Origin of the sequence: Actinomadura sp. 3N407 (assembly GCF_052245875.1) — a bacterium.
In the GTDB taxonomy this organism is placed as follows: Bacteria; Actinomycetota; Actinomycetes; order Streptosporangiales; family Streptosporangiaceae; genus Spirillospora.
This window is the reverse complement of record NZ_JBQQBP010000022.1, coordinates 1-21,524: the sequence shown is the minus strand read 5'-3', so window position 1 is coordinate 21,524 and position 21,524 is coordinate 1. Positions and strand designations below refer to the sequence as shown.

The window sequence follows — 21,524 nt, the reverse complement described above, 5'->3', positions numbered from 1 at the left end:
GGAGTTGATCAGGTCTGGGACGTGGCCTCCGCCGCCGATAGGTCGGCGACCGTCAGCGGGTGCGCCGGGTCGTCGAAGGGGAACAGCGAGGTCGCCTCCAGCCCGTCCATCATGAGCAGTTCGCCGGGCGCGAGGAGCCGCCACCCAGGGTCGTCGTCCATGCGCTCGCTGGCGATGACGAACGCCGGGCACGGCTCCCTGTGCGCCCCCACGCTCACCTTTCCGGGCTCGCGGCCGGAGCTCAGGTGGCGGGCGGGGCCGGTCTTCTCCAGCGTCGGCTTGAGGACCCACAGCTCGTGGGTGTCCGGGTAGCGCAGCGCCCACAGCCGCCGGGACTCGGCCAGCAGGACGTTCAGCGCGAAGACGGGCAGCTCGGCGGCGATGCGCCGGACGGCGGAGATCAGCCCGGCCAGGGTGTCGCCGCGCCGCCGGATCTCCGCCGTGATGTAGGCGAACACCAGCTCCGAGTCGGTCTGCCCCTGTGTCAGAGCCCGTTCCACGTCGGTGAGCCACGAGCGGAGGGCGTCGCGGCGCTTCACCACGCCGTTGTGGGCGAACAGCCGGTCGTCCATGACGAAGGGGTGGGAGTTGTGCACGTCCGGCGCGCCCGCCGACGCGAACCGGACGTGGGAGACGAACGTGTGCGACACGACGTGGCGCGCCTCGGCGTTGAAGTCGGCGTCCCGGAACGCGGCGATGGGCGCGCGGTCGCGGACGGGCTCCTCGCCGAGCGAGAACCAGCCGAGCCCCGTTCCGTCGGGCATGCGGCGGCTCTGGGACTTCAGGCTGTACGGGGCGTCCAGCAGCCAGAACGTGCTGTGGACGCGCGGTCCTCCCGTGGTCATCCCGAACAGCCGGCACATGACCGCACGATGCCCGCAGGGCGGAAACCTATGACGCGCGGCCGGAAATGACCTTCGACGGACGGTCCGGGATGTCGTACCGTCCGGGTATGGGGTCGCCGGTGGTTCTTCTGGACGTGGACGGGGTTCTCAATCCATTCGAGAGGCCCCACCGGGGCTACAAGCGGCATCGCTGCTCGCCGAACGGCATGACGTTCAGGCTGTGGCTCAACCCCGAGCACGGCCCGTCCCTGCTGGACCTGGCCGAGTCCGCCGGCGCGGAACTGGCCTGGGCGAGCTACTGGTGCGACAACGCCAACGTGTGGATCGCCCCGAGGATCGGGTTGCCGGAGCTGCCGTTCGTCCCGATCCCGCAGTTCCCCGGCGCCGAGGAGGGGCGGACGCTCGGCGCCTGGAAGGCCCGCCATGTCGCCGCGTGGACTGAGGGCCGCCCGTTCGTCTGGTTCGAGGACGAGCCCGACGCCACCGAGTGCATCGCCGGTGAGCCGGACGTCGCCGAGCATCTGCTCGTGGAGATCGACCCGATGGGCGGCCTGGCGGACGAGCACCTCGCCGCCGCCGCGACCTGGCTGCGCGCCCTGGCCCGCTGACCGCTGCCCGCTGCCCGCCGGCAGGCGGCCCGTCCTGCGGGTGAGGGCCGGCGGGGCCCCGGGGCTGGCGTGTGCCCGAGGCCCCGCCGGGGCCGGGGGAGGGATCAGCAGGGTTCGAGGATCACTTCGCGGGTGTCGCAGCTCGGGAGCACGAGCCGCCAGTCTTGAATAGTTGGATTAAGGCGAAATGTCTGTTTTGTTAGCGGAGATCACGATCAGGTCACGGTGCCCGCCGGGCAGGTTTCATTCGTCCAAGACGGTCCCCGCGCGACTCCGTAGCGTCCCGGGTGACGACGAAGGGAACCGACGATGTCGAGATCACCGCTGCTGGACCTGGCCTTCGGGTACATGCCGGCGCAGATGCTTCACGTGGCCGCGGAGATACGGCTGGCCGACGCCCTGGCGGACGGGCCGAGGTCGAGCGAGGAACTGGCGGAGGAGACCGGAACGCACGCGCCGTCGCTGTACCGGCTGCTGCGCGGCCTCACCGGCCTGGACGTCGTGGACCAGAAGGAGCGCGACCTGTTCGCGCTGACCGCCGAGGGGCAGCGGCTCCGCACCGACGCGCCCGACTCCGTCCACGCGCTGATCAAGCTGTTCTGCGGCCCGGCCGTCTGGCGGACGTGGGGCGACATGACCGAGACGCTGCGCACGGGGGAGTACGCGTGGAAACGCGCGACCGGCAAGACGCCGTTCGAGTTCTTCAAGTCGGACGACGAGCTGTCGGCGACGTTCAACGAGGCGATGGCCGAGCACACCCGTTCCGTCGCGCCGGGGATCATCGAGGCCCACGACTTCGGCCGCTACGGGACGGTCGCGGACCTCGGCGGAGGTGACGGGACGCTGCTCGCCGCGATCCTGCGCGCCAACCCCGGCCTGCGCGGAGTGGTCTTCGACCTGCCCGCCGGGATCGAGGCCGCGTCCGGCACGCTGGAGGACGTCGCCGACCGGGCGGAGATCGTCCCGGGCGACTTCTTCGAGTCCGTTCCCGAGGGCCCGGACGCCTACGTCCTCAAGAGCGTGATCCACGACTGGGACGACGAGAAGGCCGCCGCGATCCTGAAGAACTGCCGCGCGGTGATGAGTCCCGACGCCCGGGTGCTCCTGCTGGAGCAGGTGATGCCGGAGATGGTCACGCCGGAGACGGCGGGCGTCGTCCGCAACGACCTCAACATGCTCGTCTCGACGGGCGGACGCGAACGGACCGAGGCGGAGTTCCGGGAGCTGCTCGAAGGCGCGGGACTCACGGTGGCCTCGGTGACCGGGCCGCTGCCGCCGTCCGCCTACCACGTCATCGAGGCGAAACCGGCCGAATAGGGCCGGGGGGCATCCTTCGTCAGGGCCGCTTACGGCGCGAAATCCCGAACATGCAGGATGGGACCGTCGTGAGTCCCCTGACGAAGGAGCCCCCCATGAGTTCTCTGGCCGGTCGTACCGCCCTGGTCACCGGAGGCGGCCGGGGCATCGGCCGGGCGATCGCCCTGGCCCTGGCCGCCGACGGGGCCGGGGTGGCCGTCGCCTACCGGCGCGACGAGGACGCCGCACGCAAGACCGTCGCCGAAATCGAGGCCGCGGGCGTGCGCGGCCACGCGTTCCGCGCCTCGGTCGACGACCTTGAGGAGTGCCGCGCCCTGGCCGCCCGGGTCGAGTCGGAACTCGGCGGCCTCGACATCCTCGTCCACAGCGCCGGGATCGCCAGCCGCGGCCACAGCGTCGCCGACACCGACCCCGCCGAGCTGGAGCGGGTGCTGCGCGTCCACGCGTTCGGCCCGCACCACCTCAGCCAGGCGCTGCTGCCGCTGATGCGCCGCGCCGAACGCAGCGACATGGTGTTCGTCTCCAGCGTGATCACCGACATCATGCCGCCGTTCAGCGGCCCGTACGCGATGGGCAAGGCCGCGATGGAGGCGCTCGCGCAGACCATCGCCAAGGAGGAGCGCGGCAACGGCATGCACGTCAACGTCGTCGCGCCCGGCGTGGTCGACACCGACATGGGACGTCGGCTGGTGCGCGCCACCGCGGGCATCAAGGACATCCGGCAGGCGGACGCCTCGTCCCCCTACGGGCACGTCTGCTCTCCCGAGGAGGTCGCCGACGTGGTGCGGTTCCTCGTCTCCGGCGGGGCGTCCTACGTCACCGGGCAGCGCATCGTCATCGACGGCGGGACGTTCTAGCGCCGAAGCTCCCGGCGCCGAAGCTCAGTGGCGTGTCCAGTCGGGCTGGACGAAGCCGGCGACCCTGGCATCCCGCCCGAGCAGAACCACCTCGCGGAACTGCCACAGCATCGCACCGGTCGGGGCATGGACACGCCAGCCGGGCCCCAGCCGCATCTGCAGCAGATGTCCGCCGCCGGGCTGCGAAATCCACTTCGGCGTGTCGTCGTCGGCGAGCTTGCGCAGGCTCGTGTGGTGGACGGAGTGGACCTCGTCCGGGCTCGGCGTCAGCGGCCCGGGGTCGTCCAGCACCACCACGATCGGCGTGATCGAGAAACCGGAGGTGGCGGGGAAGTCGTCGAGCCTGCCGAGGACGTCGGCGGACCCGGCGGTCAGCCCGATCTCCTCGTGCAGTTCCCGCAGGGCCGCCTCCTCGGGCGACTCGCCGTCCTCCAGCCGTCCGCCGGGCAGCCCCCACTGTCCAGCGTTCCGTCCCCGGTACGCGCGCTTGATCAGGATCACCGACGGGACGCCGTCGTGCTCCACCGCGCACAGGACGACCCCGGCGCGGCGCAGGCCTGGCTTGTCCGGGACGGTCGTGTACTCGAACGAGCCGAGCCGGCCGGCGGCGACACTCCGGAACGAGGCGAGGTCGCCGAACGGATCGAGGGGGGCGGTCATGCGTCGATGGTGCCAGGCCCCCGCTCGTGGTCCGGACCCGCCTCCCGCGCGTACCTCGCGGGCGGGATCCCGACGGCCGCGGTGAAGTCGCGGGTGAAGTGCGCCTGGTCGGCGTAGCCCAGCTCCGCCGCCACCTCCGCCCAGTCGACGTCCGAGCCGGACGCGGCCCGCTCGTGCGCCTCCTGCATCCGGAACCGCCGGATGACCCACTTCGGGCCGACGCCCACGTACTCGTGGAACAGGCGCTGCAGGCTGCGCGGGCTCATCCCCACGTCCCGGGCCAGCTCGTCCACCCGCAGCAGGCCCGGCCGCGCCTCGATCCGCGCGACGATCCCGGCGGCCCGCTCGGCGGACGGGTCGGGCACGGGACGCCGCCCGATCAGGAAGTCCTTCAGCAGCGCGAGGCCCGCCACGGCGCCGGGGGCCGCGAAGATCTGCCCGGCGAGCGCGAGGCCGTCCTCGCCGAACACCTCGTCCACCCCGGCGAACCGGCCGGTGAGCGCGGAGACCGGCACGTCGCCGCGCAGGAACGGCCGGAAACCGCCCGGCCGGAAACCGACCCCCACCACGCGGCCCTCGTCCGCGATCTCCTCGACGAACTCGTCGCGCACCACGCCCACGATCCGCGCCCGCGTCGCACCGCCGGTCAGATAGCTGGTGAAGGTCATGTGGACGGACGGCAGCGTGAGCAGCCGCTGGCGGTGCGGGGGCCGTCCGCGCAGGTCCCAGTGCAGCACCCAGAAGAAATCGACGAACGGGGCGAGCGGAGGCGGCGGCGCGGTCCGCTCGACCTGGAAGTGCTCCAGCCCCGTCCGCGCGTGCAGGATGCCCCGCGTCCCACCGGGTAGGGGTCGTTCCATCGGCCCAGGCTAACGGTGTCGCGTTTCTTCAAGACCGGGTCCCGCAGCCGGTCCTAACGTGGACCCGTGTTCGAACGAATGAGCGAAGGAGAGACCATGGATGTCCGGAGCCAGATGCTTCCCGCCGCGGAGGCCGCGGCGCGGATCGTCCTGGAGATCCCCGAGACGAAGCTGGACGCGCCGACCCCGTGCGCGGACTGGGACGTGCGCGCCCTGATCAACCACCTGATCCTGTGGAGCGCGCGGGGCGAGGCCGCCGCGCACAAGCTGCCGATCACCGGACCGGGGGAGGACCACGACTTCACCGCCGAGCCGCGCTGGGCCGAACGGTACGAGGAGCAGGCCAGAAAGACCGCCGAGGCCTGGCAGGACCCGGCGGCGTGGGAGGGCAGCACCAGCCTCACCGGCAACAAGGAGGGCATGCCGGCCGAGTTCATCGCCGGGATCCTCTTCGGCGAGTCCGTCACCCACGGCTGGGACCTCGCCGCCGCCACCGGACGCGAGCCCGGCTTCCCGCCGGGAGTGGTGCAGGCGGCGTGGGAGCAGCTCGTCCCGACGGCGGAGATCGGCCGCGAGTACGGGGCGTTCGGCGCCGAGGTGCCCGTCCCGGAGGACGCGCCGCTGCTCGACCGGCTCATCGGGCTGTCCGGCCGCGACCCGCACTGGCGGCCCGGACCGGGGGCGTAGAGCGGCGAAAGGCGGGGGCGGGGCGCGCGGGTCCCGGCGCGAGCGGGGCCCCGCGCGCTCTACCCTTGAAGCATGTCTTCGACCTCTTCGATCCGCGTCCGCTTCGCCCCGTCCCCGACCGGCATGTTCCATGTCGGCGGCGCCCGCTCGGCGCTGTTCAACTGGGTGATGGCCGCGCAGTCGGGCGGGACGCTCGTCCTGCGGATCGAGGACACCGACGCCTCCCGCAACAGCCCCGAATGGACCGAGGGCATCATCCGCGCCCTCGCCTGGCTCGGGATGGACGGCGAGCAGTACGAAGGCCCCTACTTCCAGTCGGCCAACACCGACAAGCACGCCGAGGCCGTCCAGACGCTCAAGGGCAAGGGCCGCGCCTACTACTGCGACTGCACGCGTGAGGCCGTGATCGCCCGCACCGGCGACCAGCACAAGGGCTACGACGGGTTCTGCCGCGACCGCGGCCTGGAGGCCGGCCCCGGCCGCGCCCTGCGCTACCGCACCCCCGACGAGGGCCAGACCACGGTCATCGACCTGCTGCGCGGCAAGCCCGTCTTCGAGAACGCCGTCCTGGAGGACTTCGTCATCGCCCGCGCCGACGGGTCGGTCACGTTCCTGCTCGCCAACGCGGTCGACGACATGAGCCAGGGCATCACCCACGTGGTGCGAGGCGAAGAGCACCTGTCCAACGCGCCCAAGCAGCAGCTGCTGTGGGAGGCGCTCGGCGGCGAACCGCCCGTGTGGGCGCACGTCCCCGTCATCGTCAACGAGAAGCGGCAGAAGCTGTCCAAGCGCCGCGACAAGGTCGCGCTGGAGGACTACCGGGCCGAGGGCTACCTCCCCGACGCCGTGCGCAACTACCTGATGCTGCTCGGCTGGGCCCCGTCCGGCGACCGCGAGATCGTCCCCTGGGACGTGATCGTCGACGAGTTCCGCATCGAGGACGTCAACACCTCGCCCGCGTTCTTCGACGTCAAGAAGCTCCGCGCCATCAACGGCGAGTACATCCGCGCGCTGCCCGTCGAGAAGTTCATCGCCGAATGCCTGCCGTTCCTGCAGGAGGCGCCGTTCGACGTGGACGTCGCGGTGTTCGCGGAGCTGGCGCCGCTGGCGCAGACCCGGGTGGCGCTGCTGTCCGAGATCGTCCCGATGATCGACTTCGCGTTCCTGGACGAGCCGCCGTCCGACGAGCAGTCCTGGAACAAGGCGATGAAGGAGCCCGCCGCCGCGATCCTCGCCGCCGCCGAGACCGCCTACCAGGACGGGCCGTGGAACGCCGCCGAGCTCAAGGACCGGCTGGAGCGGATCGGCGCCGAACACGGCCTCAAGCTCGGCAAGACCCAGGCGCCCGTCCGCGTCGCCGTCACCGGCCGCACCGTCGGGCTCCCGCTGTTCGAGTCCCTGGAGATCCTCGGCCGGGACCGCACCCTCGCCCGCATCGCCGCCGCCCGGGCCGTACTGAATCGCGGCTAGCCCGGGTCAGGCGCCTGGGGCGCCAGACCCCCGTGAACGGGCCGAAGATGCCGGGAACACGCTGGTGCCGTGGCCGGCGTCGCGGACGGTCAGGATGAATCCGGGGTGTCACCGTCGAGGGCCTGGCGGAGTTCGGTGAGGCGGCGGTCGAGTTCCTTGAACTCGCCGCGCAGCGCGTCCGGGACGCGTTTGCCGACGACCTCGGCCTGCTCCTCCACGGCCGCCAGCCGCTCACCGGCCCGCTGCGGCAACGCCTGCCGCGGTGCCTCCTCGGCGGGGCGCGCCCGCAGGAGCGTCGACTGCTCCCGCAGCAGGGCGGCCTGCTCGCGCAGCAGCGTCGTCTGGTCGCGGAGCTGCTTGTTCTTGTTGTGCAGCTCCACGAACACCGACACCTTCGCGCGCAGCACCCACGGGTCGAACGGCTTGGAGATGAAGTCGACCGCGCCCGCCGCGTAGCCGCGGAAGGCGTAGTCGGGGTCGCTGTTCACCGCCGTGAGGAAGATGATCGGCAGGTCCCGGGTCTTCTTGCGGCGCTTGATGTCGCGGGCCGTCTCGAACCCGTCCATCCCCGGCATGACGACGTCCAGCAGGATGACCGCGTACTCGTCGGTGAGAAGCGCCTTGAGCGCGTCCTCCCCGGACCGCGCCCGGACGAGATCCTGATCCAGCGAGCTGAGGATGGCCTCCAGCGCGATCAGGTTCTCCTCGCGATCGTCCACGAGCAGGATCTTCGCCTTGTCGTCCACGCGCGTCTCTCCGATTCCGGTCCCCGCCATCGCCGGCCGCTGCAGCGCCTACGGCGACCCTACTGTCGGCCCTCTCCTCTCCTCAGCGGACGATGGAGGGTTGCAGCCAGTTCCTCATGACGTCAAGAAGATGATCCACGTCCACGGGCTTGGGCACGTAGTCCGAAGCGCCGGACTCCAGGCTCTTCTCCCGGTCGCCCTTCATCACCTTCGCAGTGATCACGATAATGGGCAGGTCGGCGAACTGCGGCATCTCCCTGATCGCGGCGGTGGTCGCGTAGCCGTCCAGGCCCGGCATCATGACGTCCATCAGCACGACCGCCACGTCCGGGTTGCGGTGCAGGACGTCGATTCCGGCCTGCCCGTCCTCGGCGTAGAGGACCTCCATCCCGTAGCCCTCCAGCACGCTGGTGAGGGCGAACACGTTCCGGACGTCGTCGTCGACGATCAGGACCTTGCGGCCGGACAGGACCGTGTCGAGAAAGTCCGCGGGCGGCTCCTCCAGAAGGCCCGCGATCACGGCCTCCGGCTCGCCGGGACGTTCCCCGCCGGGCGCCCGCTGCTCGGCCGCCAGCCCGTTGTCCCCGGCGGGCGCGGTCACGGCACCTGCCCCGCCGCCGACCAGGCCGCCGTTGCCGGGCTCGCCGCCGGCCATCATGCCCGGCATGCCCTCCGGCGCGCCGACCACATCGTCCGTCAGCGGCGAACGGCGCCGGTCGTCGCGCGCGCTGTACTCGGCGGGCAGGTACAGCGTGAACACGCTGCCGCGGCCCGGCTGGCTCTCCGCGTGGATCTCCCCGCCCAGCAGCCGCGCGATGTTCCGGCTGATCGACAGGCCGAGGCCGGTGCCGCCGTAGCGGCGGCTCGTCGTCCCGTCCGCCTGCTGGAACGGCTCGAAGATCTCCTGCAGCTTGTCCGTGCTCACCCCGATGCCGGTGTCGATCACCCGGAACGCGATCACGTCGGGTGTGTTCCACAGCGCGGGCAGGGTGAAGTCGATGTCGCCGGCCCGCTCGATCAGCAGCCGCACCTCGCCCTCGGCGGTGAACTTCACCGCGTTCGACAGCAGGTTGCGCAGCACCTGCTGCAGCCGCTGCTCGTCGGTGTTCAGGGCGGACGGGACGTCGGGCGCGACCTCCACGCCGAACTGCAGGCCCTTGTCGACCGACAGCGGGCGGAACGTCGCGTCGACGTAGTCGACCAGCGCCGTCACCGACAGCCGCTGCGGGTGCGCCTCCATCTTCCCGGCCTCGACCTTCGCCAGATCCAGGATGTCGTTGATCAGCTCCAGCAGGTCGGTGCCGGACTCGTGGATCGTCTGGGCGAACTCCACCTGCTTGTCGGTGAGGTTGCCGCCCTGGTTCTCCGACAGCAGCTTGGCCAGCACGAGCAGGCTGTTCAGCGGCGTGCGCAGCTCGTGCGACATGTTCGCCAGGAACTCCGACTTGTACCGCGAGGAGATCGCCAGCTGCTCGGCGCGCTCCTCCAGCGTCCGCCTGGCCTGCTCGATCTGGAAGTTCTGGATCTCGATCGCGCGGTTCTGCTGGGCCAGCAGCGCCGCCTTCTCCTCCAGCTCGGTGTTGGAGTGCCGCAGTTCCCCCTGCTGCCGCTGCAGCTCGTCCGAGCGCTCCTGGAGCTCCTGCGCGAGGCGCTGGGACTCGCCGAGCAGCGCCTCGGTGCGGGTGTTGGCGCTGATCGCGTTCAGCGTGACCCCGATCGTCTCGATGAGCTGGCTGAAGAACGCCAGGTGGACGTCGGTGAACCGGCCGAACGAGGCCAGCTCGATGGCGCCGAGCACCGCGTCCTCGAACACGATCGGCAGCACGATGATGTTGACCGGGGACGCCTCGCCCACGCCCGACCCGATCTTGACGTAGTCGGCGGGGGCGTCGGCGATCAGCAGCGGCCGGCGCTCCTGCGCCGCCTGCCCGACCAGCCCCTCGCCCATCGCGAACCGGACGGCCCCGATCCGGCCCCGCCGCATCCCGTACCCGGCGATCATGACCAGCTCGGTCTCCTCGCCGATGGTCTCCGCGAGGTAGAACGCGCCGTACTGGGCGGTCGCCGTCGGCGTCAGCTCCCGCATGATCAGCTCGGCGACCTGCATGAGGTCCCGGTGGCCCTGCATGAGGCCCCCGATCCGCGCCAGGTTCGTCTTGAGCCAGTCCTGCTCCTCGTTGGCGCGGGTCGTCTCGCGCAGCGTCGCGACCATCAGGTTGACGTTGTCGCTCAGCTCGGCGACCTCGCCGCGCGCCTCCACGGTGATCGTCCGGGTCAGGTCGCCGGTGGCGACCGCGCTGGCGACCTCGCCGATCGCGCGGACCTGGGTGGTCAGGTTGCCGGCCAGCTCGTTCACGCTCTCGGTCAGCCGCTTCCAGGTGCCCGACACGCCCTCGACCTCGGCCTGGCCGCCCAGGCGCCCCTCGCTGCCGACCTCGCGGGCGACGCGGGTGACCTCGGACGCGAACGACGACAGCGTGTCCACCATCGTGTTCAGCGTGGTCTTCAGCTCCAGGATCTCGCCCTGCGCGTCCACGTCGATGCGCCGCGTCAGGTCGCCGTGCGCCACCGCCGTCGCTACCTGCGCGATGTTGCGGACCTGGTAGGTCAGGTTGGACGCCATCCCGTTGACGTTGTCGGTGAGGTCCTTCCACATGCCGCCCGCGCCGGGCACGTGGGCTTGGCCGCCGAGGCGTCCCTCGGTGCCGACCTCGCGGGCGACGCGGCTGACCTCGTCGGCGAACGCCGACAGCGTGTCGACCATCGTGTTCAGGGTGTCCTTGAGCTGGAGGATCTCGCCCTGCGCGTCCACCTCGATCTTGCGGGTCAGGTCGCCCTTCGCGACCGCCGTGGTGACCTGCGCGATCCCGCGGACCTGAGTCGTCAGGTTGTTCGCCATCGAGTTGACGTTGTCGGTCAGGTCCTTCCAGACGCCGCTGACGTCCGGCATCCGCGCCTGGCCGCCGAGGCGTCCCTCGGTGCCGACCTCGCGGGCCACGCGGGTGACCTCGGACGCGAACGACGACAGCGTGTCCACCATCGCGTTCACCGTGTCCTTCAGCTCCAGGATCTCGCCCTGCGCGTCCACGGTGATCTTCTTGCCGAGGTCGCCCTCGGCGACGGCGGTGGTGACCTGCGCGATGTTGCGGACCTGGTAGGTCAGGTTGGACGCCATCCCGTTGACGTTGCTGGTCAGGTCCTTCCAGACGCCGCTCACTCCGGGCACGCGGGCCTGGCCGCCGAGGCGTCCCTCGGTGCCGACCTCGCGGGCGACGCGGGTGACCTCGGCGGCGAAGGCCGACAGCGTGTCCACCATCGTGTTCACGGTGTCCTTGAGCTGCAGGATCTCGCCCTGCGCGTCCACGGTGATCTTCTTGCCGAGGTCGCCGTCGGCGACGGCGGTGGTGACCTGGGCGATGTTGCGGACCTGGTAGGTCAGGTTGTTCGCCATCGCGTTGACGTTGTCGGTGAGGTTCTTCCACACCCCGCTGACGCCGGGCACGTTGGCCTGGCCGCCGAGCTGACCCTCGGTGCCGACCTCGCGGGCGACGCGGGTCACCTCGTCGGCGAACGCCGACAGCTGATCGACCATCGTGTTCACGGTCAGCTTCAGCTCCTGGAGCTCACCGGTCGCCTCCACCGTGACCTTGCGGGTCAGGTCGCCCCGCGCGACCGCCGTGGTGACCTCCGCGATGTCGCGGACCTGGGACGTCAGCCGCGCGGCCATGATGTTCACCGAGGCCGTCACGTCCCGCCACCGGCCCGTCATCCCGCGCGCCGGGGCCTGCCCGCCGAGCCGTCCCTCGGTGCCGACCTCGCGGGCGAACTGGGTGACCTCCCACGTGAACTGGTCGAGCAGCTCCACCATGCCGTTCACCGACTTGGCCATGCGCAGCAGCTCCCCGCGCATCGGCCGGCCGCGCACCCGCAGCTCGACCCGCTGGCTCAGGTCGCCCGCGGCCACCGCCTCCACCACCTGGCTCATCCCCGTGGCGAGGTCGGTCAGCTTGTCGATGATCGCGTTGGCGTCCTCCACGGCGGTCGCCCAGGTGCCCCGCAGCGTCCCCGGCGTCAGCCGCCCGCGAAGCTGGCCCTCACGGCCGATCTCGCGGCGGACGCGGCTCAGCCCCGACGCCAGCTCCTGGCCGTTCTGCCGGATCTCCTCCAGAACCGCCGCGGCCTCGGCCACGGCGCCCTCGCCCGGCACGTTCAGCTCCGACCTCGCCCTGCCGTCCCGCACGGCGATGAGCGCCTTGAGGAGCGGTTCGATATCGGCGTCGCTGTAGCGGGGGGTGGTGTCGCGGTACCCGCCGCCTGGGCGGGCGCGAGACGCGGTACGCGGCATGCTGTTCATCCTCCTGGCCCGCGATTGTCAGGTATCCGGAGACCGGTGCCGTATGGCCCGGACTCCTTCTCTAGGGCCTTCCTGGCCGCACCCTGTACTCTACGTCGCCGTGCGGTGCTGGACGCCGTCCGCACGCCGGAGGTGAACGGACGGCAATGATCGTGCATCCGCACTTGTAGTCTTCGTGTTACGGTCTGTCGTGTTGTGGCGGGGGTCGAGTCGCCGAGACCGGGCGCACGGCTCCGCCTCCCGGTTCACGGGTCCCGTGGCCGGGTCGCCGACCGGTCTGTCACGATGGCCGGGCTCGGGTAGTGACGCTTCGAACGTAGGGACGACAGTTGGATCGGCAGACGGCGTCGGCCACCTTCCCGTCCGCCGCCCCGGCGGTGGCGGACGCGCGCCGGTTCGTCCGGAAGGTGCTGGCCGACTGGGGCATGGACGAGCTCGCGGACGACGCCGTCCTGGCCACCAGCGAGCTCGCCACCAACGCGATCGCCTACGCCGGCACGTCCTTCGAGGTCTCCTGCCGGCTGGAGGACGGCGACATCAAGATCGAGGTCCGCGACCGGCATCCCACCCGGGGCATCGAAATGCCGGGCGTCACCGCCTCCAGCGGGCGCGGGCTGCCGTCGATCTCCCGGCTCGCCGCGTCCTGGGGCGTCTCCTACGACCGCCGCACCAAGGGCGTCTGGTTCCGGCTGCCCAGACCGGGCGCCGCGGGCGCCCCCGCGCCGGCCGGTTCCCTCACCGAAGAGGCCGCCGAGGCCGGCCCCTCCGCCGAGCCCGCCGGAGACGGCGCCGCCAGGCGTGAGCGCACCCGCGAGCGCGTCGCACGCGAGGTCGCGGGCGAGGCCGCCCGCGACGGCTCATCGGGCGGCCAGGTCAGGGAGGGCAGGCTCGGCGAGGGCGTGGGCGAGGTCCCCGCCGCGGGCGACCGGCTCCTGCGATCCCCGACGGCCGTGGAGTCCATGGAGGACGGCGTCGCCGGCGTCCGGGAGGTCCTCGGCGCCGAGGGCGCGGCCGTCCTGCTGACCGAGCGCGACGGGCGCCTGATCATGGGGGCGTCCGCCGGGACCGCCGCCGAGATGCCACTCGGCGAGCTGTCGGTCGCCGGGCTCGGCCCCGCCGCCCGCGCCGGCTCGGCCTGGGTGGCCTCAGACGCCTCCGATCCGACCGCCGCGGCCCTGCAGGCGCGGTCCCTGGCCGCCGCGCCGCTGGAGTCCCAGGGACGCCTCACCGGCCTGCTCGTGGCCGTCTCGTCCGTTTCGGACCGGTTTGCCGAGTCCGACGGCGCCCGGCTCGGCCGGCTCGCCGACGAAATGTCGCTCTCCCTGGAGAAGGCCAGGGTGGGGGAACTGGAACGGTCCTGGCGGGGCTGGCTCAGCTTCGTCGCCGAGGCCAGCGACCTGCTCGCCGGGACCCTCGACCAGGAACGCACGATGGCGCTCGTCGCCCAGCTCGTCGTCCCCCGCCTGGCCACCTGGTGCGCCGTCTACAACGTCACCGAGTCCGAGCCCGACCGGCTCGCCTACGTGTGGCACGCCGACGAGAACCGCGCCGACGGGCTCCGCGAGCTGCTCGAACACGCGGGCGCCGCCCCGCCGATGGACGTCCCCGGCCCCTGGAACGGGCTCGCCGCCGCGCCCGCGGAGGTCCGGGCCGCCAGCGGCGGCACCGCCGCCGACCAGGTCTACGCGTTCCCGCTGATCGCCCGTGGCCGGCGCATCGGCACCATCGTCATCGGCCGCCCGTCCGGCGACCGCTTCCCCCGCAGCGCGATCGAGCTGGCCGAGGAGCTCAGCCGCCGCGCCGCCCTCGCCGTCGACAACGCGCGGCTGTTCTCCGCCCAGACCGCCATGAGCAGCGCCCTCCAGCGCAGCCTCCTGCCGCCCGGCATCCCCGAGATCCCCGGCCTGGAGGTCGCCGTCGTGTACGAGCCCGCCGGGGAGGGCAGCGAGGTCGGCGGCGACTTCTACGACGTCTTCGAGAGCGGGCGGCGGCCCGGCGGCCCGGCCGCCGCGTCCCACTGGCGGTTCGCCATCGGCGACGTGTGCGGCACCGGCCCCGAGGCCGCCGCCGTCACCGGGCTCGCCCGGCACGCGCTGCGCATCCTCGCCGCCGAGGACATGTCCGTCCCGGGCGTCCTCGGCCGGCTCAACCGGCTCATCCTCGGCGAGGGCGAACGCGGGCGGCTGCTCACCCTGCTGCACGGCGAGATCGCCGCCCGGCGCCGCAACGGCGGCGTGACGATCAGGCTGACGAGCGCGGGGCATCCGCCCCCGCTGGTGCTCGCCACGGACGGCACGGTGCGGGAGGGGGCCTCGCCTCAGCCGCTGCTCGGCGTGTTCGACGGCGTCGAGTTCCACACCGACACGGTCGACCTGCGCCGGGGGGAGGTCCTGCTCTGCGTCACCGACGGCGTCACCGAGCGGCGCTCGGGCAACCGGCTGCTCGGGGACGGCGAAGGACTCGAGAACCTGCTCGCCGACTGCACGGGACTGAGCGCGGGCGCCGTCGCCGCCCGCATCCAGCGCGCCGTCCGCGACTTCGGCCCCGAGCCGTCGAACGACGACGTTGCCCTCATCGTTCTGCGGGCGTCATGATGGAGACCAACAATCGGTAAGGTGGGGTGGCGTGGGGCTTGCCTTGCACACGACACGACAGGACGGCCGCGCGACGATCGCCGCGCGCGGCTCCATCGACCTGCACTCCTCCGACGAGCTGAGGTCCCGGCTGACCGAACTCGTCGACGCGGGGGAGCGGGCGGTCGTCGTCGACCTTGCCGCGGTCGACTTCTGTGACTCCTCCGGTCTCAACGTTCTCGTGCGGGCGTACAAGCACGCGCGCGCTCAGAACGCCACGCTCACCGTCACCGGCGCCTACGGCCGGGTCGAGAACGTGCTGCGGACCACCGGCCTCGATCGCTTCCTGATCGAGGACCCGGCGGAGGAGGCTCCGGCCGATGGGCGGTGAGGAGAGACGATGAAGAACGGCGAGCGGGCGGAGTGACCGACCCGATGACCGAGACCACACTGCGCGCGGCGCCGCAGACCGAGGCGGTCGAGTACGCGCGGCGCCTCGCCGCCCGCACCATGCGGACCTGGGCGCTGATGGAGCGTGAGGAACTCGTCACCGCGATCGTCGCGGAACTGGTCGCCAACGCCGTCCGGCACGCGGGGACGGCGCTGGAGCTGCGCCTTCTGCGCGGCAGCGGCCGCATCCGCGTCGAGGTCCGCGACCGCGCCGCCCAGCTGCCGCGGCTGACCGTCCCCGGCCCGCTGGACGAGTCGCACCGCGGACTGTTCATCGTCGACCGGTTCGCGAACTCCTGGGGCGCCGACCCCGTGACCGGCGGCAAGGTCGTCTGGGCCGAGGTGGACATCTGACGGACACGTTCCGGCTTGGAACGTGCCGCCGCGCAAGACCTCCTGCGGGAGCGCGCCCACCGAGGCCGCCCCGCGGATCCGGGCGGCTCGATGGGCGCGGCCCGTGCGGTCAGGCGGACTTGCGGTAGAGCTCGGCGACCATGAAGGCCAGGTCCAGTGACTGGCCACGGTTGAGCCGCGGGTCGCACGCCGTCTCGTACCGCTGGTGCAGATCGGCCTCCGCGAGCCCGTGGGCGCCGCCGACGCACTCGGTGACGTCGTCGCCGGTGAACTCGATGTGGATGCCGCCCGGGTGCGTCCCGAGAGCCCGGTGGACCTCGAAGAACCCCGCCACCTCGTCCAGCACGTCGTCCAGCCGCCTCGTCTTGTGCCCGCTCGGCGCCTCGAAGGTGTTGCCGTGCATGGGGTCGCAGATCCACGCGACCGGCGCGCCGCTCTGGTGCACCCTCTCGATCAGCGGCGGCAGCGCGTCCCGGATCCGGCCCGCGCCCATCCGCGTGATGAAGGTCAGCCGGCCGGGCTCATGGTCGGGGTTCAGCCGCTTGATCAGCGCCAGGGCGTCGTCGGCGGAGGTCGTCGGGCCGAGCTTCACCCCGATCGGGTTCCGGATGTGGCGCAGGAACTCCACGTGCGCGCCGTCCAGCTGCCGGGTGCGCTCACCGATCCACAGGAAATGCGCCGACACGTCGTACGGCAGGCCGCTGAGATGGTCGATGCGGGTCAGGGCCCTCTCGTACTCCAGCAGCAGCGCCTCATGGCTGGAGTAGAACTCCACCCCGTGGAACTCGTCGGGGTTCGCCCCGCACGCCTTCATGAACGTCAGCGCCCGGTCGATCTCACCCGCCAGCCGGTCGTAGCGGCGGCCGGCGGGGCTCCGCGCCACGAAGTCCTGGTTCCAGGCGTGCACCTGCCGCAGATCGGCGTACCCGCCCTTGGTGAACGCCCGGCACAGGTTCAGCGTCACCGCCGAGCAGTGGTAGGCCTTCAGCAGCCGGTTCGGGTCGTTGCGCCGCGACGCGGCGTCGAAGCCGAACCCGTTGACCGCGTCGCCCCGGTACGCGGGAAGCTCCACGCCCCCGCGCACCTCCACGGGCTTGGAGCGGGGCTTGGCGAACTGGCCCGCCATCCGGCCGATCTTCACCACCGGTACGCTGGCCGCGTAGGTGAGCACGACCGCCATCTGCAGCAGCGTCTTGAGCTTGTTCTTCACCGCGTCGGCGGTCGACCCGTCGAACGTCTCGGCGCAGTCGCCGCCCTGCAGGACGAAGGCCCGGCCCTGCGCGACGTCCGCGAGCTGGGCTTTGAGCTGGTCGCATTCGCCGGCGAAGACGAGCGGGGGCTGCCTGGCCAGTTCGGCGGCCACCGCCCGGACCTCGTCCGGATCGTCCCAATCGGGCTGCTGGAGGGCGGGGAGGGTGCGCCAGGCGTCGAGGTCCCCGATGGCGGATGTACTCACGCGGAAAGGCTATGGCACGCCTCACCGTGCCGGGCGACGAGCCCGCCGGGGAGAGGGGCGCGGACGCGAACGGGCGGCCCCGGCTCCGGGGCCGCCCGTTTCGTCGATCACAGAGCGGTCGGTCCGCCGTCCCGGCCTCAGGCCGCCCGGCTCCCGGCGGTCGCGCGCACCGGCTCCCGCACGGAGCCCGGCCCGCCCGCCAGCGTCCGGCGGCCGCTCAGATCGGCCTCGCTCGCCAGCTGCCGCAGCCGCCGCAGCGAACGGTCGGTGATCTGCCTCACCCGGTTGTGGCTCAGGCCGTACCGGGCGCCGATCTGCGCGTACGACAGGGGCTGGCCGCTGTCCATGCCGAACCGGGCCCGCAGGATCGCGGACTCCCGTTCCGGCAGCCGGTCCAGCAGCCGACCGAGGCCCTCGATGTCGTCCAGCGCGAGGATCTCGGCCTCCGGTGTCACGGCGTCCGGATCCTCCAGCAGGTCGCCCATCGGCGTCTCGCCCGCCTCGTCGACGGTCGCGTCCAGGCTCGCCGGGTCGCGCCGCCAGCGCAGCAGCTCGTCCACATGTTCGGCCTCGGCGCCGATCGTGTCGGCGATCTCCTCGCGGGTCGGCTCCCTGCCGAGCTCACGGCCCAGCTGACGCTCCGCGCGCCGCAGCCGGGAGAGCTCCTCCTCAACGTGGACGGGCAGCCGGATCGTGCGGGCCGTGTGGCTGAGCCCGCGGCCGATCGCCTGCCTGATCCACCATGTCGCGTACGTGGAGAACTTGAAGCCGCGGCGGTAGTCGAACTTCTCCACCGCGCGCATCAGCCCCAGGTTCCCCTCCTGAATGAGGTCGATGAGGGGCAACGAGTCGGTCGGGTACTTGCGGGCGATCGAGACCACGAGGCGCAGATTGGCCTCGACGAAGCGCTGCTTGGCATGCAGCCCCGCCGCGGTCAGCGCCTCAAGCTCCTCGCGGGTCGCGCCCCCGGGCGCGTTCCCCTCCTCGAGCAGCTGTTCGGCGTACAGGCCCCCTTCGATCGCCTTGGCCAGATCGACCTCCTCCTGCGCGTCGAGCAGGGGTGTACGGCCGATCCGGTCGAGGTACGCTCCGACCAGATCCTTGTCGGGAACGTCGACCCTGTCGCCCTTGGTACGGGTTGCAGCCATCCTGACCCTTCTCCGGTGCGATCTCCCTAGGAGGACAACGCTAATTACCGCTCTGTGATTCCCGGGTGGGGAATACTGCGAGGCTGTTAGCCGCTCTACGTCCTGATACCCCGACTGAGGAGAAACCGACATGGCGACGGTCACACTCACCGCAGAGAACTTCGACCAGGTCGCTCAGGAAGACGGCATCGTACTGGTCGACTTCTGGGCGGAGTGGTGCGGACCGTGCAAGAGGTTCGCGCCCGTGTACGAGAGGTCGGCGGGCAAGCACGACGACATCGTCTTCGCCAAGGTCGACACCGACGCCGAGCCGGAACTGTCGCAGCGGTTCGGGATCAGGTCCATCCCCACCCTGATGGCGATCCGCGACGGCATGATCGTCTTCGCCGAGCCCGGCGCGGTGCCCGAGTCGACGCTGGAGAACGTCATCGAGCAGGTGCGCGGCCTCGACATGGAGGACGTCCGCCGCCGCGCGGAGTCCTGAACCGCCCCGCAGGCTCTGAAACACTCGCAGGCTCTGAATCGCCTCCGCGCGTCGTGAACCAACCGGCCGAACCCGCCGAACGGCCTGGTCGCCCGGTCGTGGAGGACTCCCGGGGACATGGCCGCCTAGGTGGCGTGCGCGGGAAGCGCGGCTGACGGCGCGGCGGCATGACGGCAAAGAAGCCGACGGTGTCGCCCCTTCCGCATCCGGCATGGACGATGATGGACGGATGCTCGCCGATGTCGTCCAATACCTGGTGTGCCCCGTCTGCGGAGCGGACCTCGAACTGGCTGACCGCGGACTGCTCTGCCCGGCCGGGCATACCTTCGACATCGCACGGCAGGGGTACGCGAACCTGCTGCCCGGCAACGCCCGTCCGGGAACGGCCGACACCCCCGAGATGGTGCGCGCACGAGGCGAGTTCCTCGGGGCGGGACACTTCACGGCACTCGCGGACCGGCTCGCCTGGGAAGTCTCACGCGCCGGTCCGTCCTTCGTCCTCGACGCGGGAGCGGGGACCGGGTACTACCTGAGCCGGATCCTCGACCGGTCACCGGACGCGGCCGGGCTCGCCCTGGACATCTCCAAGCACGCCGCGCGCAGGGCGGCCAAGGCGCATCCGCGTGCCGGCGCGGTCGTCGCGGACCTGTGGCGCCCACTTCCGCTGCGCGACGGCGCCGCCGACACCGTCGTGAACGTCTTCGCCCCCCGCAACGCCGCCGAATTCCACCGGGTGCTCCGCGACGACGGGCTCCTCTTCACCGTGACGCCGTCCCCCGGGCACCTCGGATCCCTCGTGGAGCCACTCGGGCTGCTCTCGATCGACCGGCGCAAGACCGAGCGCACGGACGCGGCACTCGCCGGCTACTTCAAGCTGGACTCCCGCAAGGGCATCAGAGCCGAGGCCGTCCTGACCCACGACGAGGTCACCACGCTCGTGGGAATGGGTCCGAGCGCCCATCACGTCCCGGTCGAACGGCTCCGTGAACGGCTCGGACGGCTACCCGACCCGCTCCCAGTGCCCATGTCCTTTGTGCTGTCGGGGTACCGGCGGCTTGAGTAGCCGCCGCGCATCCATGTCCTGCGTGAGTTCGAGAAGGACCTGGGGCACTTCGCCGGGCTGCGTCACGTGCTCCATGCCGGGGACGTCGACATCGAACCTGAACGAGATCGAGACCGCACGGGCCGTACCGCTCAACAGAAGACGCTGGAGTGCCTGCCCTGCGCGCAGCCACTCGGCGGGGGAGTCTCCGTACGTGGTCAACACCGCCCGCTGAGTCATCGCCTTCTCCGCCGTGGCCAGCGGATGAAGCGCAGCTCCTTCCAACCTCACCGCCTCGCCCAGTTCGTTGACGACGGAGATGGACGGCCGTGCAGCGGCAACCGGACGACCCGCGAGGAAGGGCCGGAGCGTGGCGGCGTACAGCAGACGTTCCTCCCGCGTGATCCGGTGCCGTCCCGCAAGCCGCACCGACGCGAGAACCGATGGGCTGCCGACGTCGGGGAAGCAGCCGCGCCACCGCCTCGTGCCCGAGCTGAGCGGCGGCCAAGCGTAGATTCACGAGGGCGGCGCCACTGCTCAGATGCAGGCTCCGCCCAAGCGGATCGCGCGTCGGCCGGAACCTGACGGGATCGGCATGCACTTCGATCAGACCAGGCACGACCTTGAACCGCCACGCATGCACGTCGTGGATCGTCGGCCCCATCGTCGCGGCCACCACCAGGCGTTCAGCCGAAGCACGGATGGCGACGGGCACATTCACGAGGTGTTCCTCCAGACCTCGGCCGGCTGTCCTGCCGGGAGCCACCGCACGCCCCGACGCCGGGTTCCGGGGGCCTTGCGGTCTGCGCACCGTATCCCACTGTGACCCGGCCCACGTAATGTGTGAACAGCGAGGTCAGTGGGACGAACGATGTGCGCGACCGACAGAGTGGCGGCACGCTTCAGGTGTCGCGATTTGACGTCCTCGGGCGGGGGACCTTACGGTCACTGCTGCCTCAAGGGATGCGGGACGCCAGCGTGCGGCCGGCCTCGGGGCACCAGGCCTCCAGAAATGGTTCGAGCCACGCTCGGGCTGTTGTAGGATGGCTTGACAGCCTCAAACGGGATGTAGGACGCCGCAAGGTGGCCGGCCCGCAGGGCACTCCTACGAAACGATCTTGGCGGGTCTTCGGGCGCGTCGTTGTGTTGTGGCGTGGGGATCTTGGGGAGTCACCGTCCGTCGAAAAGATCTTGGTTGATCGGCTTGACAGCGGCGGCGAACCGGGTAAGTTAGAAGGGTTGCCCCGGAGCCGGGGCCTGCGGGAGCGGGGTTCGGCGCGGTGGGTGTCCGTTTCTTGAGAACTCAACAGCGTGTTAAAAGCCAGTGCCTTTATCGGCTCGGCCGGTTCTTTTTGTCGGTCGGGTCGCCCCGTGTGCCGCCCCGCTGTGTGGGGGGTGGTGGGGGTTTCTTTGAGGCAAGGGCCCCGCCTTTTTGGTGGGGTTGTTTGCTGGGATTGTTTTCCGAGGTTTGGCCGGCTGGGGGTTCGTTCTCTGGTTGGTCGTTGTGCCTTAATGGAGAGTTTGATCCTGGCTCAGGACGAACGCTGGCGGCGTGCTTAACACATGCAAGTCGAGCGGAAAGGCCCCTTTGGGGGTACTCGAGCGGCGAACGG

17 protein-coding genes and 1 rRNA gene are annotated in these 21,524 nt (G+C 71.3%); 11 read left to right on the top strand and 7 right to left on the bottom strand.

Annotated features, from left to right (window positions below; all coding sequences use genetic code 11):
* Nucleotides 1–8: 8 nt before the first annotated feature.
* Entirely contained in the window at nucleotides 9–863 is an 855-nt protein-coding gene (locus tag ACTWPP_RS37920) for a class II glutamine amidotransferase (RefSeq protein ID WP_443109267.1), read from the bottom strand.
* 89 nt (nucleotides 864–952) lie between these two features.
* Between ACTWPP_RS37920 and ACTWPP_RS37915 the strand changes: the two genes are divergently transcribed.
* The 3 genes from ACTWPP_RS37915 to ACTWPP_RS37905 all read left to right on the top strand — a co-directional run bounded on the left by ACTWPP_RS37915 (nucleotide 953) and on the right by ACTWPP_RS37905 (nucleotide 3,627).
* Nucleotides 953–1,453 (top strand): HAD domain-containing protein, encoded by a 501-nt coding sequence (locus ACTWPP_RS37915; protein WP_443109266.1) that lies wholly within the window; start codon nucleotides 953–955, stop codon nucleotides 1,451–1,453.
* 309 nt (nucleotides 1,454–1,762) lie between these two features.
* Nucleotides 1,763–2,770 carry a methyltransferase gene (locus ACTWPP_RS37910; RefSeq protein WP_443109265.1) on the top strand — a complete coding sequence of 336 codons (1,008 nt, stop codon included), beginning with the start codon at nucleotides 1,763–1,765 and terminating at the stop codon, nucleotides 2,768–2,770.
* Nucleotides 2,771–2,865: 95 nt separating this feature from the next.
* Nucleotides 2,866–3,627 (top strand): SDR family NAD(P)-dependent oxidoreductase, encoded by a 762-nt coding sequence (locus ACTWPP_RS37905; RefSeq protein ID WP_443109264.1) that lies wholly within the window; start codon nucleotides 2,866–2,868, stop codon nucleotides 3,625–3,627.
* 24 nt (nucleotides 3,628–3,651) lie between these two features.
* Here ACTWPP_RS37905 and ACTWPP_RS37900 read toward each other — a convergent pair whose 3' ends face one another.
* Nucleotides 3,652–4,287 carry an NUDIX hydrolase gene (locus ACTWPP_RS37900; RefSeq protein ID WP_443109263.1) on the bottom strand — a complete coding sequence of 212 codons (636 nt, stop codon included), beginning with the start codon at nucleotides 4,285–4,287 and terminating at the stop codon, nucleotides 3,652–3,654.
* Nucleotides 4,284–5,147 carry a helix-turn-helix domain-containing protein gene (locus ACTWPP_RS37895; RefSeq protein WP_443109261.1) on the bottom strand — a complete coding sequence of 288 codons (864 nt, stop codon included), beginning with the start codon at nucleotides 5,145–5,147 and terminating at the stop codon, nucleotides 4,284–4,286. Before ACTWPP_RS37895 ends, ACTWPP_RS37900 begins: the two co-directional genes overlap by 4 nt.
* Nucleotides 5,148–5,243: 96 nt before the next feature.
* Here ACTWPP_RS37895 and ACTWPP_RS37890 point away from each other — a divergent pair, with 96 nt between their 5' ends.
* Both ACTWPP_RS37890 and gltX read left to right on the top strand, forming a co-directional pair.
* Entirely contained in the window at nucleotides 5,244–5,834 is a 591-nt protein-coding gene (locus ACTWPP_RS37890) for a TIGR03086 family metal-binding protein (protein ID WP_443109260.1), read from the top strand.
* A gap of 72 nt (nucleotides 5,835–5,906) precedes the next feature.
* A complete protein-coding gene (gltX, locus tag ACTWPP_RS37885; RefSeq protein WP_443109259.1) occupies nucleotides 5,907–7,304 on the top strand; it encodes a glutamate--tRNA ligase in 1,398 nt (465 codons plus the stop codon).
* A gap of 89 nt (nucleotides 7,305–7,393) precedes the next feature.
* On the opposite strand, the gene ACTWPP_RS37880 is transcribed toward gltX, so the two are convergent.
* Both ACTWPP_RS37880 and ACTWPP_RS37875 read right to left on the bottom strand, forming a co-directional pair.
* Nucleotides 7,394–8,050, bottom strand: a complete 657-nt coding sequence (locus ACTWPP_RS37880) for a response regulator (RefSeq protein WP_443109258.1) — start codon at nucleotides 8,048–8,050, stop codon at nucleotides 7,394–7,396.
* 82 nt (nucleotides 8,051–8,132) lie between these two features.
* Nucleotides 8,133–12,395: a HAMP domain-containing protein gene (locus tag ACTWPP_RS37875; RefSeq protein WP_443109257.1), complete on the bottom strand. Its 4,263-nt coding sequence runs from the start codon at nucleotides 12,393–12,395 to the stop codon at nucleotides 8,133–8,135.
* A 338-nt stretch (nucleotides 12,396–12,733) separates the two neighbouring features.
* Here ACTWPP_RS37875 and ACTWPP_RS37870 point away from each other — a divergent pair, with 338 nt between their 5' ends.
* From ACTWPP_RS37870 to ACTWPP_RS37860, 3 genes are read left to right on the top strand one after another with little or no spacing between them, the layout of a single operon-like run.
* Complete coding sequence (locus ACTWPP_RS37870; RefSeq protein WP_443109256.1) at nucleotides 12,734–14,998, top strand: SpoIIE family protein phosphatase; 2,265 nt, start codon at nucleotides 12,734–12,736, stop codon at nucleotides 14,996–14,998.
* Between the two features lie 31 nt (nucleotides 14,999–15,029).
* Nucleotides 15,030–15,368 carry an STAS domain-containing protein gene (locus ACTWPP_RS37865; RefSeq protein WP_443109255.1) on the top strand — a complete coding sequence of 113 codons (339 nt, stop codon included), beginning with the start codon at nucleotides 15,030–15,032 and terminating at the stop codon, nucleotides 15,366–15,368.
* A 44-nt stretch (nucleotides 15,369–15,412) separates the two neighbouring features.
* Nucleotides 15,413–15,781: an ATP-binding protein gene (locus ACTWPP_RS37860; protein ID WP_358468614.1), complete on the top strand. Its 369-nt coding sequence runs from the start codon at nucleotides 15,413–15,415 to the stop codon at nucleotides 15,779–15,781.
* A gap of 109 nt (nucleotides 15,782–15,890) precedes the next feature.
* Here ACTWPP_RS37860 and ACTWPP_RS37855 read toward each other — a convergent pair whose 3' ends face one another.
* Complete coding sequence (locus ACTWPP_RS37855; RefSeq protein ID WP_443109254.1) at nucleotides 15,891–17,237, bottom strand: class II 3-deoxy-7-phosphoheptulonate synthase; 1,347 nt, start codon at nucleotides 17,235–17,237, stop codon at nucleotides 15,891–15,893.
* Nucleotides 17,238–17,374: 137 nt separating this feature from the next.
* Nucleotides 17,375–18,385 (bottom strand): sigma-70 family RNA polymerase sigma factor, encoded by a 1,011-nt coding sequence (locus ACTWPP_RS37850; protein ID WP_443109253.1) that lies wholly within the window; start codon nucleotides 18,383–18,385, stop codon nucleotides 17,375–17,377.
* 130 nt (nucleotides 18,386–18,515) lie between these two features.
* Here ACTWPP_RS37850 and trxA point away from each other — a divergent pair, with 130 nt between their 5' ends.
* The 3 genes from trxA to ACTWPP_RS37835 form a co-directional block, all read left to right on the top strand.
* Nucleotides 18,516–18,869 carry a thioredoxin gene (gene trxA / locus ACTWPP_RS37845; RefSeq protein ID WP_443109252.1) on the top strand — a complete coding sequence of 118 codons (354 nt, stop codon included), beginning with the start codon at nucleotides 18,516–18,518 and terminating at the stop codon, nucleotides 18,867–18,869.
* Between the two features lie 211 nt (nucleotides 18,870–19,080).
* Nucleotides 19,081–19,932 (top strand): putative RNA methyltransferase, encoded by an 852-nt coding sequence (locus tag ACTWPP_RS37840; RefSeq protein ID WP_443109251.1) that lies wholly within the window; start codon nucleotides 19,081–19,083, stop codon nucleotides 19,930–19,932.
* A 1,488-nt stretch (nucleotides 19,933–21,420) separates the two neighbouring features.
* A 16S ribosomal RNA gene (locus ACTWPP_RS37835) occupies nucleotides 21,421–21,524 on the top strand; the annotation flags it as partial.

Excerpts from the sequence above, each read along its gene's own strand:
- ACTWPP_RS37920 (WP_443109267.1), bottom strand. The coding sequence starts at position 863 with ATGTGCCGGCTGTTCGGGATGACCACGGGAGGACCGCGCGTCCACAGC.
- ACTWPP_RS37915 (WP_443109266.1), top strand. The coding sequence starts at position 953 with ATGGGGTCGCCGGTGGTTCTTCTGGACGTGGACGGGGTTCTCAATCCA.
- ACTWPP_RS37910 (WP_443109265.1), top strand. The coding sequence starts at position 1,763 with ATGTCGAGATCACCGCTGCTGGACCTGGCCTTCGGGTACATGCCGGCG.
- ACTWPP_RS37905 (WP_443109264.1), top strand. The coding sequence starts at position 2,866 with ATGAGTTCTCTGGCCGGTCGTACCGCCCTGGTCACCGGAGGCGGCCGG.
- ACTWPP_RS37900 (WP_443109263.1), bottom strand. The coding sequence starts at position 4,287 with ATGACCGCCCCCCTCGATCCGTTCGGCGACCTCGCCTCGTTCCGGAGT.
- ACTWPP_RS37895 (WP_443109261.1), bottom strand. The coding sequence starts at position 5,147 with ATGGAACGACCCCTACCCGGTGGGACGCGGGGCATCCTGCACGCGCGG.
- ACTWPP_RS37890 (WP_443109260.1), top strand. The coding sequence starts at position 5,244 with ATGGATGTCCGGAGCCAGATGCTTCCCGCCGCGGAGGCCGCGGCGCGG.
- gltX (WP_443109259.1), top strand. The coding sequence starts at position 5,907 with ATGTCTTCGACCTCTTCGATCCGCGTCCGCTTCGCCCCGTCCCCGACC.
- ACTWPP_RS37875 (WP_443109257.1), bottom strand. The coding sequence starts at position 12,395 with ATGCCGCGTACCGCGTCTCGCGCCCGCCCAGGCGGCGGGTACCGCGAC.
- ACTWPP_RS37860 (WP_358468614.1), top strand. The coding sequence starts at position 15,413 with ATGACCGAGACCACACTGCGCGCGGCGCCGCAGACCGAGGCGGTCGAG.
- ACTWPP_RS37850 (WP_443109253.1), bottom strand. The coding sequence starts at position 18,385 with ATGGCTGCAACCCGTACCAAGGGCGACAGGGTCGACGTTCCCGACAAG.
- trxA (WP_443109252.1), top strand. The coding sequence starts at position 18,516 with ATGGCGACGGTCACACTCACCGCAGAGAACTTCGACCAGGTCGCTCAG.
- ACTWPP_RS37840 (WP_443109251.1), top strand. The coding sequence starts at position 19,081 with ATGGACGATGATGGACGGATGCTCGCCGATGTCGTCCAATACCTGGTG.